This window comes from Actinomycetota bacterium, assembly GCA_035697485.1.
GTDB lineage: Bacteria > Actinomycetota > UBA4738 > UBA4738 > HRBIN12 > JAOUEA01.
On sequence record DASSCU010000063.1, the window covers coordinates 24852 to 41714 of the forward strand.

At 68.2% G+C, this 16863-nt stretch carries 18 protein-coding genes; 8 read left to right on the plus strand and 10 right to left on the minus strand.

Annotated elements, in window-relative coordinates:
* Positions 1-32 precede the first annotated feature (32 nt).
* On the plus strand, positions 33-659 hold the full coding sequence (gene upp, locus VFI59_15845; GenBank protein HET6715165.1) for a uracil phosphoribosyltransferase: 627 nt from the start codon (positions 33-35) through the stop codon (positions 657-659).
* A gap of 34 nt (positions 660-693) precedes the next feature.
* Here the strand turns inward: upp and VFI59_15850 are convergent, their stop codons facing one another.
* The 4 genes from VFI59_15850 to VFI59_15865 are packed head-to-tail and all read right to left on the minus strand — an operon-like array spanning position 694 to position 5520.
* On the minus strand, positions 694-1662 hold the full coding sequence (locus tag VFI59_15850; GenBank protein HET6715166.1) for an ABC transporter permease: 969 nt from the start codon (positions 1660-1662) through the stop codon (positions 694-696).
* On the minus strand, positions 1662-2843 hold the full coding sequence (locus VFI59_15855; GenBank protein HET6715167.1) for an ABC transporter permease: 1182 nt from the start codon (positions 2841-2843) through the stop codon (positions 1662-1664). Before VFI59_15855 ends, VFI59_15850 begins: the two co-directional genes overlap by 1 nt.
* Positions 2843-4354 (minus strand): ABC transporter ATP-binding protein, encoded by a 1512-nt coding sequence (locus tag VFI59_15860; GenBank protein HET6715168.1) that lies wholly within the window; start codon positions 4352-4354, stop codon positions 2843-2845. Before VFI59_15860 ends, VFI59_15855 begins: the two co-directional genes overlap by 1 nt.
* A 44-nt stretch (positions 4355-4398) precedes the next feature.
* Positions 4399-5520 (minus strand): BMP family ABC transporter substrate-binding protein, encoded by a 1122-nt coding sequence (locus tag VFI59_15865; GenBank protein ID HET6715169.1) that lies wholly within the window; start codon positions 5518-5520, stop codon positions 4399-4401.
* Positions 5521-5643: 123 nt separating this feature from the next.
* Here VFI59_15865 and VFI59_15870 point away from each other — a divergent pair, with 123 nt between their 5' ends.
* Positions 5644-6090: a PaaI family thioesterase gene (locus tag VFI59_15870; GenBank protein ID HET6715170.1), complete on the plus strand. Its 447-nt coding sequence runs from the start codon at positions 5644-5646 to the stop codon at positions 6088-6090.
* On the opposite strand, the gene VFI59_15875 is transcribed toward VFI59_15870, so the two are convergent.
* The 5 genes from VFI59_15875 to VFI59_15895 form a co-directional block, all read right to left on the minus strand.
* Positions 6084-6467, minus strand: a complete 384-nt coding sequence (locus VFI59_15875; protein ID HET6715171.1) for an SCP2 sterol-binding domain-containing protein — start codon at positions 6465-6467, stop codon at positions 6084-6086. The genes VFI59_15870 and VFI59_15875 overlap by 7 nt on opposite strands.
* A gap of 96 nt (positions 6468-6563) precedes the next feature.
* The gene (locus VFI59_15880; GenBank protein HET6715172.1) at positions 6564-7217 is read right to left on the minus strand and encodes a histidine phosphatase family protein; all 654 of its coding nucleotides are present in this window, start codon (positions 7215-7217) and stop codon (positions 6564-6566) included.
* Positions 7214-7600, minus strand: a complete 387-nt coding sequence (locus VFI59_15885; GenBank protein HET6715173.1) for a hypothetical protein — start codon at positions 7598-7600, stop codon at positions 7214-7216. The genes VFI59_15880 and VFI59_15885 overlap by 4 nt, the downstream gene beginning before the upstream one ends.
* Positions 7601-7779: 179 nt before the next feature.
* Positions 7780-8079 (minus strand): hypothetical protein, encoded by a 300-nt coding sequence (locus tag VFI59_15890; protein HET6715174.1) that lies wholly within the window; start codon positions 8077-8079, stop codon positions 7780-7782.
* The gene (locus VFI59_15895; GenBank protein HET6715175.1) at positions 8079-8747 is read right to left on the minus strand and encodes an alpha/beta family hydrolase; all 669 of its coding nucleotides are present in this window, start codon (positions 8745-8747) and stop codon (positions 8079-8081) included. Before VFI59_15895 ends, VFI59_15890 begins: the two co-directional genes overlap by 1 nt.
* A gap of 19 nt (positions 8748-8766) precedes the next feature.
* On the opposite strand from VFI59_15895, the gene VFI59_15900 reads away from it, so the two are divergent.
* Positions 8767-9504, plus strand: a complete 738-nt coding sequence (locus VFI59_15900) for a DUF72 domain-containing protein (GenBank protein HET6715176.1) — start codon at positions 8767-8769, stop codon at positions 9502-9504.
* Positions 9505-9590: 86 nt separating this feature from the next.
* Here VFI59_15900 and VFI59_15905 read toward each other — a convergent pair whose 3' ends face one another.
* Complete coding sequence (locus VFI59_15905) at positions 9591-10943, minus strand: adenylate/guanylate cyclase domain-containing protein (GenBank protein HET6715177.1); 1353 nt, start codon at positions 10941-10943, stop codon at positions 9591-9593.
* Positions 10944-11131: 188 nt separating this feature from the next.
* Between VFI59_15905 and VFI59_15910 the strand changes: the two genes are divergently transcribed.
* The 5 genes from VFI59_15910 to VFI59_15930 all read left to right on the plus strand — a co-directional run bounded on the left by VFI59_15910 (position 11132) and on the right by VFI59_15930 (position 16469).
* Entirely contained in the window at positions 11132-12478 is a 1347-nt protein-coding gene (locus VFI59_15910; GenBank protein HET6715178.1) for an alpha/beta fold hydrolase, read from the plus strand.
* A gap of 648 nt (positions 12479-13126) precedes the next feature.
* Positions 13127-14482, plus strand: coding sequence for an adenylate/guanylate cyclase domain-containing protein (locus VFI59_15915; GenBank protein ID HET6715179.1), 1356 nt, complete (start codon positions 13127-13129; stop codon positions 14480-14482).
* Between the two features lie 109 nt (positions 14483-14591).
* Positions 14592-15332 (plus strand): class I SAM-dependent methyltransferase, encoded by a 741-nt coding sequence (locus tag VFI59_15920; GenBank protein ID HET6715180.1) that lies wholly within the window; start codon positions 14592-14594, stop codon positions 15330-15332.
* A 25-nt stretch (positions 15333-15357) separates the two neighbouring features.
* Positions 15358-15486, plus strand: a complete 129-nt coding sequence (locus tag VFI59_15925; GenBank protein HET6715181.1) for a hypothetical protein — start codon at positions 15358-15360, stop codon at positions 15484-15486.
* Complete coding sequence (locus VFI59_15930) at positions 15486-16469, plus strand: ABC transporter substrate-binding protein (protein ID HET6715182.1); 984 nt, start codon at positions 15486-15488, stop codon at positions 16467-16469. The genes VFI59_15925 and VFI59_15930 overlap by 1 nt, the downstream gene beginning before the upstream one ends.
* Positions 16470-16863: the final 394 nt, after the last annotated feature.

Sequence of the window (16863 nt, forward strand, 5' to 3'; positions counted from 1 at the left end):
TGCCCCGGCTCGCTCGCGTAGGATGCGCCTCGATGACCGCCGCGTTCACCGTGCTGGACCACCCGCTCGCCGGCGACCTGCTGACGCGCCTGCGCGACCGAGAGACCGGGCCGGCCGAATACCGGGCGCTCACCCGCCGCCTCGGATTGCTGCTGATCACCGAGGCCACGCGTGACCTCGCGTCCGAGCCGCGGAAGGTGGACACCCCGCTCGAGCCGTTCGAGGGCACCCAGGTCGCGAAGCGGGTCGTCGCCATCCCGGTCCTCCGCGCCGGCCTCGGACTCCTCGAGGCCGTCACCGACCTCTATCCCGACGCCGTGGTGGGCTACCTCGGCATGGAGCGCGACGAGGAGACGCACGAGCCGCGTGACTACTATGCGAAGCTCCCCGATCTCGGCGGGCGCAAGGCCCTCGTGGTCGACCCGATGCTCGCGACCGGAGGCTCCGGGAGTGCCGCCGTCGGCTACGTGAAGGAGGCCGGCGCCGACGACATCACGTTCGTGTGCGTGGTCGCCGCCCCCGAGGGGCGCGCCCGGCTGCAGGCCGATCACCCGGACGTGCCCATCGTCGCCGCGGCGCTCGACCGCGAGCTGAACGCGAACGCCTACATCATGCCCGGGCTCGGGGACTTCGGCGATCGCCTGTACGGCACGTACTAGTCCACTCTGGACGAGACCGACTCGCGCGGCCCGGCTAGATCGCGCTTCCGCCCTCGTATGCCCTGCCCGCGGCCGAAGGGGGACGGACCTTCCCGACGAAGCCGGCGAGCACCACGATGGTCACCACGTAGGGCGTCATGCGGATGATCTGCGGAGGCAGTACCTCGATGCCGGGCAGGTCGGCGAGCCGCCGAGGGATCGCGAGCGCGAAGCCGAAGAGGAACGCGGCGCCGATCAGGCGTACCGGGCTCCAATTCGAGAGGATCAGCGCGGCCAAGGCGATGAAGCCGAGGCCGAGCGTCTGTCCCTCGCGCCAGTTGTTCACGACCTCGACCGACAGATAGGCCCCGGAGAGCCCCGCCAGCGCCCCCGAGAGCAGCACCGCCTGCCAGCGGAGCGGCGCCACCCGCACGCCGAGCGAGCGGGTCGCCTCGGGGTTCTCTCCCGCCGAGCGGAGCCGCAGTCCCCACCTCGTCCGGTACAAGGCGTACCAGGCAGGCGCCACCGCGAGGGCGGCCACGACCACGACCGGTGAGAGGTCCTGGAACGCTCGACCGAGCCCGGCGGGAAGCGACGAGAGCAGCGGGATGTCGATCAGGGGGAGGTGAGCAGCGCCGGGATCCGACTGGGTTGCCTGACCGAAGAACACCGACGAGAGGAACCGAGCCAGCCCGACTGCCACGAGGTTGATGACCACCCCCGACACGATGTGGTCGACGCGGAACGTGATCGTGGCGAGCGCATGCACCGACGCGAACGCGGCTCCGCACAGCATGCCGAACAGCAATCCGAGGATTGGGCCAACCGGCACGCCGAGACCCAGGTCGTCCGTGAAGAACACGGTCCCAAAGGCCCCGGTGACGGTGCCGATCACCATGAGACCCTCGAGGCCGATGTTCACGATCCCCGATCGCTCGCTGAAGAGCCCGCCGAGCCCTGTGAGGTAGAGGATCGTGAAGTACGTGAAGGCGATCTGGATCGCGGCACCGAGATCCCCGAGCATCAGGCCGTGCCCTCCGTCGCTGCGATATCGCCCGGTGCTTCGGCGTCGCCGATGTCCTCGGCTTCCCGAAGGAGCTGCCTGGTGGCCAACCGCCGCGCGGCGATCTCGTACACAATCACCACCGACATGATCAGGATGCCCTGCAGGATGATCACGAACTCCCGAGGCAGACCGGCCTGGAGCTGCACCGCGGTGTCTCCCCGCGTGAGGATCGCCCACACGATCGCGGCGAAGATGATGCCGATCGGGTTGTTGCGGGCAAGGAACGCCACGGCGATGCCCGTGAATCCGAGCAGTGCCTGGTAGTTCTGCACGAGCGCCCCCCGTTCGACGAGCAGCTGCTGCATGCCGACGAGGCCGGCGAGCGCGCCGCTGATCAGGAACAACTTGATCTGCACGGACCCGATCTCGATGCCGCCGGCCCGCGCAGATCCCGGTGACGCCCCGACCGCGCGAGCCTCGTAGCCCAGGCGCATGCGCTTGATCAGGAACCACACCGCGAGCGCGGCGACGATCGCGAGCGGAAACAGCCACGAGAGCTGTGCCCGGTCTTCGATGCCGAGCGCCCCGCCCATCCGCGGCACGAGTGCGCTGTCCTCGAAGATGTCGCTGCGCAGGTCGGCGTTCGTTCCCGTCGGCAAGCTCGAGAGCTTGAGCGGCCCGTTGAGTGCCCAGGCGATCACGCTCACCGCGATGCCGTTCATCATGATCGTGGTGACGACCTCGTGCGCTCCCGTCTTCACCTTCAGCACCGCTGGTACGGCTGCGAACGCCATACCGCCGAGCATGGCCGCGACGAGGACGGCGATCAGATGCAGGGCCCCGGGGAGCGCGTCGAGCGACAAGGCCGCCCAGGCGGCGATCACCATCGCGAAGAGGAACTGCCCCTCCACCCCGATGTTGAACAGCCCCGCTTTGAAGCAGACCGCCAGCGCGAGCGCGGAGAAGATCAAGGGCGCGGCCGTGGCGAGCATCGCACCGAAGCTGGTCACGTCCTGTAACGAGTACTCGAGGATCGCCCCGTACACGTCGAGTGGGTTCGCGCCGTAGCCGACGGCGATGAGGGCCCCGGCGACGAGCGCGACCCCGACTGCGACCAGCAGCGCGACGCCCTGCACGATCGTGGCATCGAGCCACGCAGGCCGGCCGGGGGCATGCAGCTCGGCGGTCGCGGTCGCCATCAGGACGCCGCCCGCTCGGTCTCGTTGCGCCCCAGCATGGCGGCCCCGATGCGCTCGGGCGGATCGTCGGGCGAGAACTCACCGGTGATGCGCCCCTCGTACAACGTGAGGATGCGGTCGGACAACGCGTAGATCTCGTCGAGCTCCGCAGAGATCAGCAGCACAGCCCGGCCCTCGGCCTTCTGGTCGAGGATCTGCCGCCAGACGAACTCGATCGCGCCGACATCGAGTCCCCTCGTCGGCTGCGCCGCCAGCAGCAGCTTCGGGTCGGTCTCGAGCTCGCGGGCCAGGATGAGCTTCTGCTGATTGCCCCCGGACAGGGTTCTGGCGAGCACGTTGATGCCGCGCGCTCGGACGTCGAATGTTCGGATCAACCGCTCGGCCAGCTCCTTGATCTTCCCGAGCATCAGGACACCCCAGCCGTTGACGAAGGGGCTGTCGTCCTGGCGCCCGAGCACGCCGTTCTCCCACAGGCTCATGTCGAGCACGAGCCCCTGGTCGTGGCGATCCTCCGGGATGTAGCCCACGCCTTCGTTTCGGATCCGGGCGACCTGCGCGTGGGTGATCTCGTCGTCCCCGATGAAGACGTGCCCTGACGTCGCCGTCGTCACGCCGATGATGGCTTCGGCGAGCTCCTTCTGCCCGTTGCCCTCGACGCCGGCGATCCCGACGATCTCGCCGCCTCGCACTTCGAGCGAGACCCCGTTGAGCTTGCCTTCGGCCCGCACGTCGTCGAGCCGGAGGACCGTGGCCCCCACCTCGGCGGCCGGTTTCTCCAACCGGAAGAGAACCGGTCGGCCCACCATCATCTCGGCGAGCTCGGACTTGCTGGTCTCGGCCGGCGTGGTCTCGCCGACCACCGCCCCGCGCCGAAGCACCAGGATGCGGTCGGCGATCTGCAGCACCTCGTCGAGCTTGTGGCTGATGAAAACGATCGACTTGCGGTCGGCCTTCAGGAAGCGGAGGTTCTCGAACAACTCCTGCGTCTCGGGCGGTGTGAGCACCGCCGTGGGCTCGTCGAGGATCAGGATGTCGACCCCCCGGTAGAGTGCCTTGAGGATCTCGACCCGCTGTTCCTCTCCAACGGACAGATCATCTACCGTCGCACCCGGGTCGATGTGGAACCCGTAGGAGTCGGCGAGGATCTTCACGCGCTGCTCAGCGTCATCGGTGTGCAACACGCGGCCGCCCTCATCGCCGAGGATCACGTTCTCGGTGACCGTGAACGGGTCGACAAGCACGAAGTGCTGGTGGACCATGCCGATGCCACGGGCGATCGCGTCTCGCGGCGAGTGGATGCGTACCTCCTCGCCGGCGATCGTGATGCGGCCTTCCTCGGCCGGATACATGCCGTAGAGGATGCGCATCAAGGTCGACTTGCCGGCGCCGTTCTCCCCGATGATCGCGAGGACCTCTCCCGGCTTGATCTCGAGCGAGACGTCGTCGTTGGCCACCACCCCGGGGAATCGCTTCGTGACGTGCTCCAAGACGACCGAAGGCGAGGTCGTCACCGACCCCGCCTCCGGCTCATGCGTGCCGCGCTGACCCGCGTCGCTCAGGCCTCCTCACCACACCCAAGCTCCAGGTTCGTCGGGTCACACGAAGGAACGATGCTGCCGTCGAGGATCTGCGCCTTGTAGTCCTCGACCTGATCGATGATGTCCTCGGTCATGAGCTCCGTGTTCGCGTTCGAGTACGAGATGCCGTCCTCGGCGAGGCCGAACACCTGAGCCCCGCCTTCGATCGAGCCCTCGCCGGTTTGCGCGATGGCGTCGTAGACGGCGGTGTCCACCCGCTTGAGCATGGATGTGAGCACCAGCGGCTTCTGGTCGGCACTAACCAGCTCGTACTGGTCCGAGTCGACGCCGATCGCGATCTTGTCGGCCTTCACCGCGGCGGTGAAGAGCCCCGCGCCGGAAGCCCCCGCGGCGTGGTAGATCACATCGGCCCCCTCATCGTACATCTTCGTCGAGAGGTTCTCACCCGTGACCGCGTCGTTGAACGCTGCCGTACTGTCGCCGATGTACTCGACGAGCACGGTCATGTTGGGGTCCACGGCCTGCACGCCGTCGCGGTATCCGGCCTCAAACTTGCCGATCAGGAATCCCGTCTGTCCCCCGAGGAAGCCGACGGTGTCGGACCCATCCTTCTGCGCCTGCAGGGCGGCCGCGACGCCGACGAGGAACGACCCTTCCTGTTCCTCGAAGGTGAGGTCGGTCACGTTCGCGGGTGCCGGGTTGGGGATGTCGGAGCAGATGTCCGGCGGACAGGTCGCGTACCCGTCGATCACCGCGAAGTGCTGGTCGGGGTAGTTCCCGGCGTTCTCGTTCACGGCCGGCGAGAACGCGAAGCCGATCCCGAGGATCAGGTCGAACCCGTCGTCGGCGAGCGCGAGCAGGTTCTCGTCGCGGTTCGAGCCCGACTCGTCGGGCTCGAGGCAGCTCGCCTCGCTCACAAGGCCTTCGTCGACCGCCTGGTCGAACCCCCGCTTGGCGGCGTCGTTGAACGACTTGTCGCCGATACCGCCGATGTCGAACGCGATGCCGACCGAGGCGCCATCGGGGTTGGCTGCCTCCTCGGGCACCTCGCAAGGGTTGCCGCCTCCACTACATGCAGTGGCGAAGCTGCCGATGACCACGACCGCTGCGACCATCTGCGCGCGCCAACGTCGTCGCATGCCCTCCCCCTCCATACGTCTCGCGTGGACCGCACGGGCGCGGTCAGCGTGGATTGTCCCCTCGGCTCTGAGGACCGTCAAACGAAGTTCCGTGGGAGACTACGCAGCCGGGATGGAGGCCGGATGTCGGAGCTCGATCAGCGCATCGCCGCGGAGATCAGGGACCGCGTGGCGGCGTCGCCGTTCCATTCGTCGATGGGCATCTCCGTCGAGGCCGTACGCGACGGCGCGGTCGACCTGCGCCTCGACGCCCTCCAGGATCACACCAACCTGCACGGCACGGTGCACGGCGGCGTGCTCGCGACCCTGGCCGACACCGCGGCCGGGCTCGCGGTCCGCTCCGCGATCGCGCCCGGGAGCGGCCACGTGAGCGTGAACCTCGACGTGCAGTACCTCGCTCCGGCGAGGCCGGGAACCCTGCTCGCGACCGGGAGGGTCGTGCGGTTGGGCCGTCGGATCGCGTTCGCGGAGGCCGAGGTCGCCGCCTCCGACGGCACCATGCTCGCCCGGGCGCAGGTGACGATCGCGATCTCACCGCCGCCCGAGGAAGAGCCGGTGGCTCCTCAGTAGTCGGTGTCGACGGCCTGCATCGCCGCGGGCAGCTGCGAGAGCGCACCCTGCAGACCCATCAGCAGCCCCATGTTCCCGGCGACCTTGACCTTGCCTGTCATGAACGCGGTCACGACCGAGAGCTCGCTCTTCGCGAGCTTCACGGCGGTCTCATAGCTCTGGGTGATCGTCGCATCGGGGCCGTCGGCGTCGCCCACGCCCATGTCGATCGTGCCCTCGGCGATCTCGATCCAATAGTGGGTGTCGCCCGCGCCCGACGTGATGATCTGCTGGATCGTGGCGTGCTGGCTCGCGGAGGCCTGGCGGAACTCGTCGTTCGCGTTCAGCTGCGCCTTCACGGCGTCGGCCCACTCGGTGGACAGGAACCTCACGGACACGTCGATCGTCTCCTTGCCTCGGACTCGGCTCTCGGGGCCGGTGGTTGCGGGCGAGTATAGGCGGGCGGCTCAGCGCCCCTCGGCGAGGTGGCGCTCCTACTCGCGGAGCTCGAACCAGCCGGGATCGGTGAGATGCGAGGCGTCGGAAAGGAACCACGCGAGCCGCTCCCGCCCTCGGATCACGACCGTGTTCAGGCTCGTGTTCTCGGGCAGGAAGAACATGTCCTGGTCGCGGATGCCGAGGATGTGGCTGAAGTAGGCGTTGATCACGCCACCGTGCGCGACGACCACGACGTCGCCCTCGGGCCGGGCATCGATGATCGACTCGACCGCCGCGACGCATCGGCGTTGGAACTCGTCGGCCCGCTCGCTGCCCGGGGCGAGGTGCCACGCGGGGTTCTGGTTGCGGAACAGATCGATCGCCTCGGGGTGCTCCGCGAAGATCTGCTCGAAGTCCTTGGCCTCCCATTCCCCCGCGAACCACTCGCAGAGGTCGTCCCGCTCGATCACGGGCATCGCGACGCGGTCGGCGTAGACGCAGGCGGTCTCGCGGGCTCGGGCCAGCGTCGAGGAGTAGACGGCCGCGGGGCGCTCGAGCAGCTGGAGCCGATCGGCCAGACGCTCGGCTTGCTCGATGCCGACCTCGCCCAGCGGCGGGTCGTACTGCAGACCGAGCGGCGTGCGGGTATGAACCGTCGACGAGTAGTCGGGGCGGGCATGCCTGATCAGGTAGAGGCGCCGGTCGCTCATCGCACGGCCTCCGGGCGGCCGGCGCGTGATGCACGTCGTGCGCGCCACTCGTCGGCGTAGGCCTGCACGTCCTCACGGAGCCAGATGCGACCCGACGCGAGCGCGGTGATCGGCTCGGGGAACGAGCCCCGGTCGATGTAGGTCACGACACGGCGCTTGTCCCAGCCCATGATCTCGGCTGCCTCGGCGACCCCCACCACGTCGGGCACGACCTCGACCACGAGGTCCCCATCGCCGTCGGTGACCCGCCGCAGCTCGGCCAGGCACTCCCGCCTGCTGACACCGGTCACCTCGATGAACGCGGGGACGTCGAGCACACGGGCGTAGTGCCGGCCGCCCGTTTCCCACATGCGGGCGCGGACCTCGTCGGGCACGCCGCTCACCAGCCGCAGCAGGGAAGGATGTAGTGACAGGCGGGGCACCGGTAGTGCGCGTGCTCTGGCTCCATGGGGTGGCCGCACAGGTCGCACGGCAATCGCTTGGACGTGGAGACCGGCACGCACGCCTCGGATCGATCGCTCGTCGCGGGTTCCACGGTTGGCATCGTAGCCCCCGTCGCCGACTACATCCCGGGTTGGAGTGGGCGATAGAGGCCTTGACGCCGGAGCTCCCTGCGCCAGCACTCGGTGTGCCAGTGACGGCGCGCATCGACATCACCGACCGGTACCACGACCAGGTGCACGATACCGGCGCGGACCTCGTGGTCGCACCCGGGGCACCGATAGGACTTCTGACCGCCGACCGCGCGCACGTCGAAGCCGGGGGCGCTCGCCCACCCCGGCGCGTCGGGCGTCGTTCGGGTCGGGTCGACCGGATCCGGCGGCCGGAAGTACTCGGGGTTGCGGCGGTGCTTCCGCGGCATCAGACGCGCTCCCCGCGCATGAACGCCGCGACGAGGGGGCCGAACGAAGCCGCGACCTCGCGGGCATCGTCGCCGCGCGACCGCTCCAGCGAGTGCCCACCCCCGTCGACCGCATGCAGCGTCGCGGTCGGGAGCTTCTCGAGCACGGGTCCGAGGACCGCGGCCGTCGCGAACGGATCCTTCGTCCCCTGCAGGAACAGCATCGGCACCTCGATCCCGTACAGGTGCTCGTCACGCACCCGCTCGGGCTTGCCCGGGGGGTGCAGCGGATATCCGAGGAGGACGAGCCCGGCGGCTGGCGTGCCCTCGGCGACCGCGAGGCTCGCCATGCGGCCCCCGAACGACTTCCCGCCGACCCAGACGGGCTCGCCGTCGACCGTTCGCTCGACCGCCAGGTCGAAGGCCGCCCGCACGGTGGCGATCGCGACCGGCTGGCGGTCCGGTGAGCGCTTGCCTGCTTCCATGTAGGGGAAGTTGCATCGCACCGTCGCGACGCCCTCATCGGCGATCGCGCGGGCGAACCCTGACATGAACGGATGGTCCATGCCCGCGCCGGCCCCGTGGAACAGCGCCAGCGAAGCGAACGCGTCGCGAGGCCGCACGAGGGCGGCGCTCACCAGACCCTTGTCTGGCACGTCGATCGTGAGTCGTTCCTCGGCCGTCGGCACGCGTGCCATCATGCATGCCATGACGGCGAAGGGCACGTTGCACCTCGGCACGAGTGGGTTCTCGTTCGACGGGTGGAAGCACGGCGTCTTCTACCCGGAGGGCTTGAAGAACCGGGAGATGCTGCACTACTACTCGACCCAGCTCAGCTCGGTCGAGATCAACTACACGTTCCGGCGGTTCCCGACGGAGAAGTCGCTGACCACGTGGCGCGAGCAGGCGGCCGACGGATTCGTGTTCACGCTGAAGGCGAACCAGCGCATCACGCACTTCAAGAGACTTCGTGACGCGGACGACGATGTGCGCGACTTCCTCGACCGCGCGAAGGTGCTCGGCGACCGGCTCGGGTGCGTGCTGTTCCAGTGCCCGCCGAACCTGCACTACGACCGTGAGCTGATCGAGCGGTTCGTCGGCTACCTGCCGCCGGGGCCGCCCGCGTTCGCGATGGAATTCCGTCACGCGTCGTGGAACGAGGCCAAAGACCTGCTGCGCGACCAGGGCATCGCGTGGTGCGTGGCGGAGACCGACGAGCGCGACCCGAAGCCCGAGGAGCTCTCGTGGGAGCCGGTTGGATACCTGCGGCTGCGCAAGACCGAGTACGGCGACGGTGAGCTTCAGGAGTGGGCGGAAAGGATCCGGCCAGCGCTCGAGTCCGGGGCCGACATCTTCTGCTACTTCAAGCACGAGGATCGTGGCGCGAGCCCCAAGATGGCGAAGCGGCTGGAAGGCCTGCTGCACGCAGAACGAAGCAGCGGTTGACCGAGGGCCCTTCCTAGCGCCAATTCAGCACTTAGGCAACGGATGGTCAACATCCGACGGTCAGCACCGGCTCGGTTCGCGAACGATCAGTTGTTGATGACCCGATACAGGCGCCAGCGGTCGGGGACGCCCTTCAACTCGTGTTCGCCCCCGTCCTCGAAGATGAGGCCGCTCCCCGCAACGAGGTCCTTCACCGTCTGCGACACCAGTACTTCCGACGGGCGCGCCTTCGCGCCGACCCGGGCACCGATCGCCACAGCGATGCCGCCCACGTCTTCCCCGATGCGTTCGCACTCGCCGGTATGAAGTCCGGCGCGGATCTCGATACCGAGCCGTTTGACCGCTTCCGCGGACGCGGTCGCCGCACGGATCGCGCGTGCCGGTCCGTCGAAGGTCGCGAGGAACCCGTCGCCCATCGTCTTGACCTCCCGCCCGTGGTAGCGGGCGATCTGCCCACGCAAGATGCGATCGTGATCGTCCGCGACCTCGCGCCAGCGACGATCGCCCATGGCGGCCGCCTGGGCGGTGGAATCCACGATGTCGGTGAACAGGACGGTGCAGAGAACCCGTGACAGCTCTGCCTCGTCATCGTGCACCGAGCGGATGAACCGTTCGATCTCGGCGATCAACGCTTCTGCATCACCCTGCCACGGGAAGTGATCGTCTCCCGGCAGCGTCACGTGACGGCAACCGGGGATGCGCTTCGCCGTGTACCCATCCGGCGGCGGCACCGGGTCACCCTCGCGAGCGATCTCGAGCGTCGGAACGTGGATCGAGGGAAGGATCGCACGGACGTCGATCTGGTGGTTCATCCGCCAGAGCGTCTCTCCTGCGCCAGGACTCGCACCCATGCGCGCGAGGGTGGCGAAGAACGCCACCTCGACTGGATCGTCGGCCTTGCTCCGCCCAGCCCACGAACGCAGCTCGTCAGCGGCCCAGTCGTTGGTGCCCCATCGAGCCCGGTCCTCGGCGATGAATCGCTCGAGCTCCTCGTCCGTTTCGCCCCACGGGAAGTCTGGGGCCCATGCGTACCGAGGTGTCTCTCCGAACGCCACCAACGCGATCGTGCGCTCCGGATACGTCGCAGCGAAGAGCATGGCCATCGGGCCACCCTCTGACAGACCGAGGATCACCGCTCGCTCGGAGTCGGTGGCATCCATCACCGCTTGGACGTCGATCATCCGCGTCTCAAGATCGGGGACGTAGTTCGGGGCGACGCGATCTGAGAGCCCGGTGCCGCGCTTGTCGAACAGGATCAACCGAGAGAACGACGCGATCCTGCGGTAGAGGCGGGCGAGCGGTGGATGGGTCCATCCGAACTCGACGTGTGAGACGAAGCCCGGGATCCACACGAGGTCGACCGGGCCGTCGTCGACCACCTGGTACGCGATGGACACACCATCCGTGGTCTCGGCGTATCGCGTCTCTGGCAAGTCCACGGAGCTATCCTGGGCAACCGCAATACGTTAGGCAATGCTTTCGCTCATCGAGCCGGCCGGGTTGCGGTCCTCGACCCTGGCGAACCAGACTGGCCGCGTGAAGAACCCTGGCGTCCGGCCCGCGTGGAGCATTGGCGAGCACGAGCTCAAAAGCGTCCCCGACCGTGGCATCTGTATCAGGTGACGTCATGGCCCAATCCCCCGAGACACGGTACGCGCGCGCGGCGGACGGGATCCACGTGGGCTACCAGGTGGTGGGCTCCGGTCCTGTAGACATCGTGTTCGTCCCGTTCGACTACTCCAACATCGAAGCCGCCTGGGACTTCCCTCCATTCGTCTCGTTCGTCCGGGGCTTGGCCTCGATCGGCCGGGTGTTGGTCTTCGATCGGCGCGGCAGCGGCACGTCGGACCGTTCGTGGACCGGCGAAGCAGCCACGATCGAAGCGCAGATGGACGACATCCGCGCCGTGATGGACGCAGCGTCATCGGAGCGTGCGTTCCTGTTCGGGATCGAGAGCGGCGCGTCCCTCTGCTTCACGTTCGCCGCGACGCACCCGCATCGCACGTCGGGGGTGATCGTGCAGGCCCCGATGGTGCGTGGCACACCGGCGCCCGACTACCCGGGGACCTGGAGCAGGGAGATGTACGAGGAGTACTTCGAACGGATCGAGCATGCGTGGGGCACCGACGCCTTCGTCCGCGAGGTCCTCGAGGATCTGTCCCCGTCGCTCCTGCACGACGAGACCGTGGTGCGAGCGTTCGGGAGGCAGCTCCGGCTCTCCGCCAGCCCGGGAGACGCGATCGCCCGCGATCGCGCGGTGATGGAGACCGACGTCCGCCACATCCTCCCGTCCGTGCAGGCTCCGACGCTCGTCCTGCATCGGACCGGCGACCGCCAGACGAAGTTGGACGAGGGGCGGTACACCGCGGCGCACACACCCGGCGCGCGCATCTTGGAGCTCCCGGGAGACGACCACCTGTACCCGCTCGACGATCTCGTCCCCCACGTCGCGGCGTTCGTCGAGTCGCTCCGGGTCGAGGAGGCGGACTTCGATCGCGTCCTCGCGACGGTGCTGTTCACGGACGTGGTCGACTCCACCGTGCAGGCGGCCGCGCTCGGTGATGCCGGCTGGCGCGACGTGCGTGCCCGTCATGATCAGATCGTGCGCTCGCAGATCGCCCGGTACCGCGGACGCGAGATCAAGACGATGGGCGATGGGTTCCTCGCGACGTTCGACGGGCCGGCACGCGGGGTGCGCTGCGCGACGGCGGTCGCCGCCGCGGTCGGTCCGCTCGGGATCGAGATACGGGCGGGAGTGCACACCGGCGAGGTCGCGATCGAGGGCGATGACGTCGCGGGCCTCGGCGTGGTGATCGGTGCCCGGGTGGGCGCTCTCGCCGGTCCCTCGCAGGTGCTCGTCTCCCAGACCGTGAAGGATCTCGTTGCGGGGAGCGGCCTCATCTTCGAGGACGGGGGCGAACACGAGTTGAAAGGCGTCCCCGACCGCTGGCGCCTGTATCGGGTCGTGACATGAGCATCACCACCTCGGCTTACGCACGACAGGCACAAAATGCGCAGATCGGCGTCCCTGGCCGCTGGCGTGTCTACCGGGTGGTGAGCTGACCTTCGACGACGCAGTGGTCGCCAGAGGGAGCGAACGGGGATGGATGCTCATCGCGCTCGTGACGCGTACGAGTAGGAGCTCGTCGTCCTAGATCTAACGTTGTGACCAGTGAGTCGGGTGAGAAGCAGAAGGGAATCGCAGGTCAACGCCTCGCGCTACAAGCAGTACGAGTTAGAAACAAGTCGGACGCGGTACGCTCTCAAACGCCCAGGTCAGAGGCCTAGCGAATTGAGCGGATTCCCTTGTTACGCAGCGCATATGGCTGATAGAACCCACTTCAAGCACGAGGATGACGGTTTCGGCCCGAAGATGGCCAAGCGCCTCGAAGACATCTTGCGTCTCACAGAATGACGCAGCGGCGCGATTCGATGTAGCCCGGCGGCTGGGCATCCCGTTTGGCAACGATGCTCTCACCGAGCCAGCCTGCTTGCGGTCCTCGACCTCGGCGAATCACACTGGCCCCGGGAAGAACCCGGCGTCCGGCACGCGTGGAGCATCGGCGAGCGCGAACTCAAGGGTGTCCCCGATCGCCGGCGCCGCTACCGTGTGGGTGGGTTCATGACTCTGCGACCTGAGACGCGTTATGCCTGGAGCGGCGACGTGTGTCTCGCCTATCAGGTACTGGGTCAAGGGCCGCTCGACCTCCTCTACGTGCAGGGTTACTGCTCGAACGTCGACCTTGGCTGGGAGGGCCGGCACCTGTCGCGGTTCCTCCGCGGTCTCAACGAACACGGCAGGTTGATCCTGACCGACCGGCGTGGCTGGGGCTGTTCGGATCGCTTCTCCGCACGCGATGTGCAGGACATCGACGCGTACGTCGACGATGTCAGCGTCGTCCTGGACGCCGCCGCCTCGGATCGGGCGTTGATCGTCGCCTCCGGAGAGAGCGCGCTGCTAGCGTGCCTCTTCGCGGCTGGCCACCCGTCACGGACGTCGGGACTGGTCCTGATCGACGCCTTCCCCACCTACTCGTGGACCCCCGAGACGCCGTGGGCTTTGACACCCGAGCAGTGGCGAGAGGGCGCGGCCGGTATCCGCAAGCACTGGGGTAGCCAAGCGTGGGTTCATGAGACATCCGCCGGGCAGGTCGACGAACGGGAGCTGGACTGGTTCGCGCGCTACATGCGTTCCTCCATCACTCCGGCGGCGCTCGCCGCGGAGATGGAGCGCTACGTGGGCACCGATATCCGCTCCGTGCTCCCGGCGGTCCACGTGCCGTCGCTCGTGTTCGTCGATCTCGACGGAACCTGGGAGAACGTCCCCGAGGCCTCCCGCTACGTTGCTGCGCACGTCCCGGGCGCTCGGTCGGTGGAGCTGGCGAGCGGTCAGGGTCCGAATGTCCACGGTCTGCACTGGTACTCCCGCGCCGAGTCGATCCTTCGGGAGATCGGGTCGTTCGTGGACGGCCTGCGAGAGGAAGAATCGTCGTTCGACCGCGTGCTCGCCACCGTCTTGTTCACCGACATCGTCGATTCGACCGTGCAGGCCACCTCCCTCGGCGACCGACGCTGGCGCGAGATCCGAGAGGAGCACGACGCCATCGTGCGAGCGCAACTTGCCCGGTTCCGCGGGCGTGAGGTGAAGACGATGGGGGACGGATTCCTCGCAACCTTCGACGGGCCCGCGCGGGCCGTCCGCTGCGCGATCGCGATCGCGAGCGCGATAACGTCGCTCGGAATCGATGTCCGCACAGGCCTGCACACAGGCGAGGTCGAGCTCGACGGGGAGGACATCGCCGGCCTTGCCGTAGCGATCGGGGCCCGGGTTGGAGCGCTCGCTGGCCCGTCAGAGGTGCTCGTCTCTCAAACCGTGAGGGACCTTGTCTCCGGCAGCGGCCTCTCCTTCGATGACGCCGGCGAGCACGAGTTGAAGGGGATCCCCGACCGCTGGCGTCTCTATCGGGTCGTGAGCTGACCTTCGACCACGGTGGTCGTGAGAGATGGCCAAGCGGCTGGAGGGGCTCCTGCGCATCGATGCATGATCCCGGGCCGGTGTGTCCGGCCAGGCCGCCATACTGTCGCGCATGGTTTCATTCGATCCGGTCGCCGACGAGTACGAGGCTGGACGACCCGACCATCCGGAGGCGGTGTTCGACGCCCTGGAGCCGCTCGCCGGACTACTGATCCTCGAAGGTGGTGCGGGAACCGGGATCGCGACACGAGCGCTGCTCAGACGGGGTGCGCGCGTCGTCGCGTTCGACATCGGGGGCGGGGTCCTCGGGAAGGCCGCCAGTCGTACGCCCGGGCTCGCGGCCGTCGTCGCGGATGGTGCGTTCATGCCTTTCCGGGATCGCTGCGCGGACATGATCTGCTTCGCTCAGTCGTGGCACTGGCTCGACGAACGACGAAGGTGGGGTGAGGCGGCTCGCGTGCTCCGACGTGGTGGCCGATGGGCGGCCTGGTGGTCACTCCCACATGCCGACGGCGAAGCATGGTTCGACGCCTACTGGACGGCCGTGGAAGCTGAGACCGACGCCCGTCGACACCATCGGTTCCATGACGTCGGTGCCGACGCCCGCCGATCGGGCCTGTTCGATCCGGAGCCGATGGTCGTGATCCCATGGGTGCGCGACGTCACCGTGGACGGCTGGCTCATGGAGGAGCGGAGTAAGAGCTACACCGCAGCGATGTCCGAGGGCGATCGAAGGTCGTTCCTGCAGCGGGTCGAGCGGATCACGCGTGATCGATTCCCCGAGGGCTCGATGCGGGTCCGCTACGAGACCCGGCTCTGGACCGCGTCCGTGATCCGCCACGACACACACTGACGCTGCTGCGACCCAGGGAGGGTTCATGCATCTCGTCCGATACACCTCGACGACACCGGCCGTTCGGATCAGCGTCTTGGTGGCGGCAGGGGTGGGCGATCTCGTCGAGGTGTCGATCGACGGGATCGGCACGCTCTCGAACCCAGTGGTGTGATGGCGCCGCTGAGGATCTCGTTCGCGACCACGGTGACGGATCGCTCTCGACCGATCCTCGAGGGGCGCGTCCCGATCGAAGGCTGCGAGGTCACGCCGACCACCGGTGAGCCGGAGGACCTGTTCGGCAGAGCGCTGCGCGATCGGGAGTTCGACGTGACCGAGCTCTCGCTCAGCAGCTACCTCGTGGTCGTCGGCAGGGACTCGAGCCCCTACATCGCGGTGCCGGCGTTCCCGTCGCGCGCGTTCCGGCATTCGGCCGTGTACGTGCACGCGGCCAGCGGCATCGACCGTGCGGAGGACCTCGCGGGACGGACCGTCGGCACGCCGGAGTTCCAGCAGACCGCGGCGTTGTGGGTCCGCGGCATCCTCGCCGATCGTCACGGCGTGCCGCCCTCGGCGATCCAGTGGCGCAGCGGGGGACTGGAGCAACCCGGTGCGAAGGACCGGATCCCGATCAACCTGCGCGACGACATCGAGCTCCGCCCGATCGACGCCGACGCGACCCTCAACGGGATGCTCGCCGAGGGCGTGCTCGACGCGCTCATCTCGCCGCGCCCCCCGTCGAGCTTCCTGACCGGCGACCCCCGGGTGCGCCGACTCTGGCCCGACCACCACGCCGAGGAACGCCGCTTCTACGAGGAGACGAAGCTGTTCCCGATCATGCACGTCGTTGCGGTCCGTCGCGAGCTCGCAGAACGCCATCCGTGGCTGCCGCTGCACGTCCACGGCGCGTTCGCTGAGGCGAAGCGGCTCGCGATCCACGACCTCGAGCAGACGAACTTCCTCAGGGTCACCCTGCCGTGGGTCGAGCTCGACACGATCCGCGCGCTCATGGGCGAGGACTACTGGTCGTACGGCCTCGAGGCGAACCGAGCCGAGCTGGACGCGGTCACCCGCTGGTCGCACGCGGAGGGCCTCTCTCCCCGAGAGCTCGAGGTCCGCGAGCTGTTCCACCCCGCCACGTGGGATCTCAGGTCGTGATGATGTCAGCGTGACCGGCGCTCCCGGTCGGACGTGAGGCTGCTTCCTATCCAGACGTACCCCTCACCGATCGCGATGCTCGTCGGTCCGTACAGGAGCCCTCCTTCGGCGGGTTGGGCCGTGGCGGAGGCGGCATCAACTCGCTGGACCGTTCGATCGGACGTGTTCGCCACCACACGGTGGCTCCTCCCTGAACGGCGACCGCCTGCGGACCCGACCCCACGGGCGCGACGGCGGCCACGGCGTCGCCGTCCAGCCGCACGAGCGTGTTCACCGCGGGAACCGGACCTTCCTCGCCGACTCTCGCGAGAGCGAACACCGCGAGGGACACGGCGAGGATGGCGGCGACACCGGCCACGATCACGGCCGGATGTCGCCACGCCGGAACGGCGGT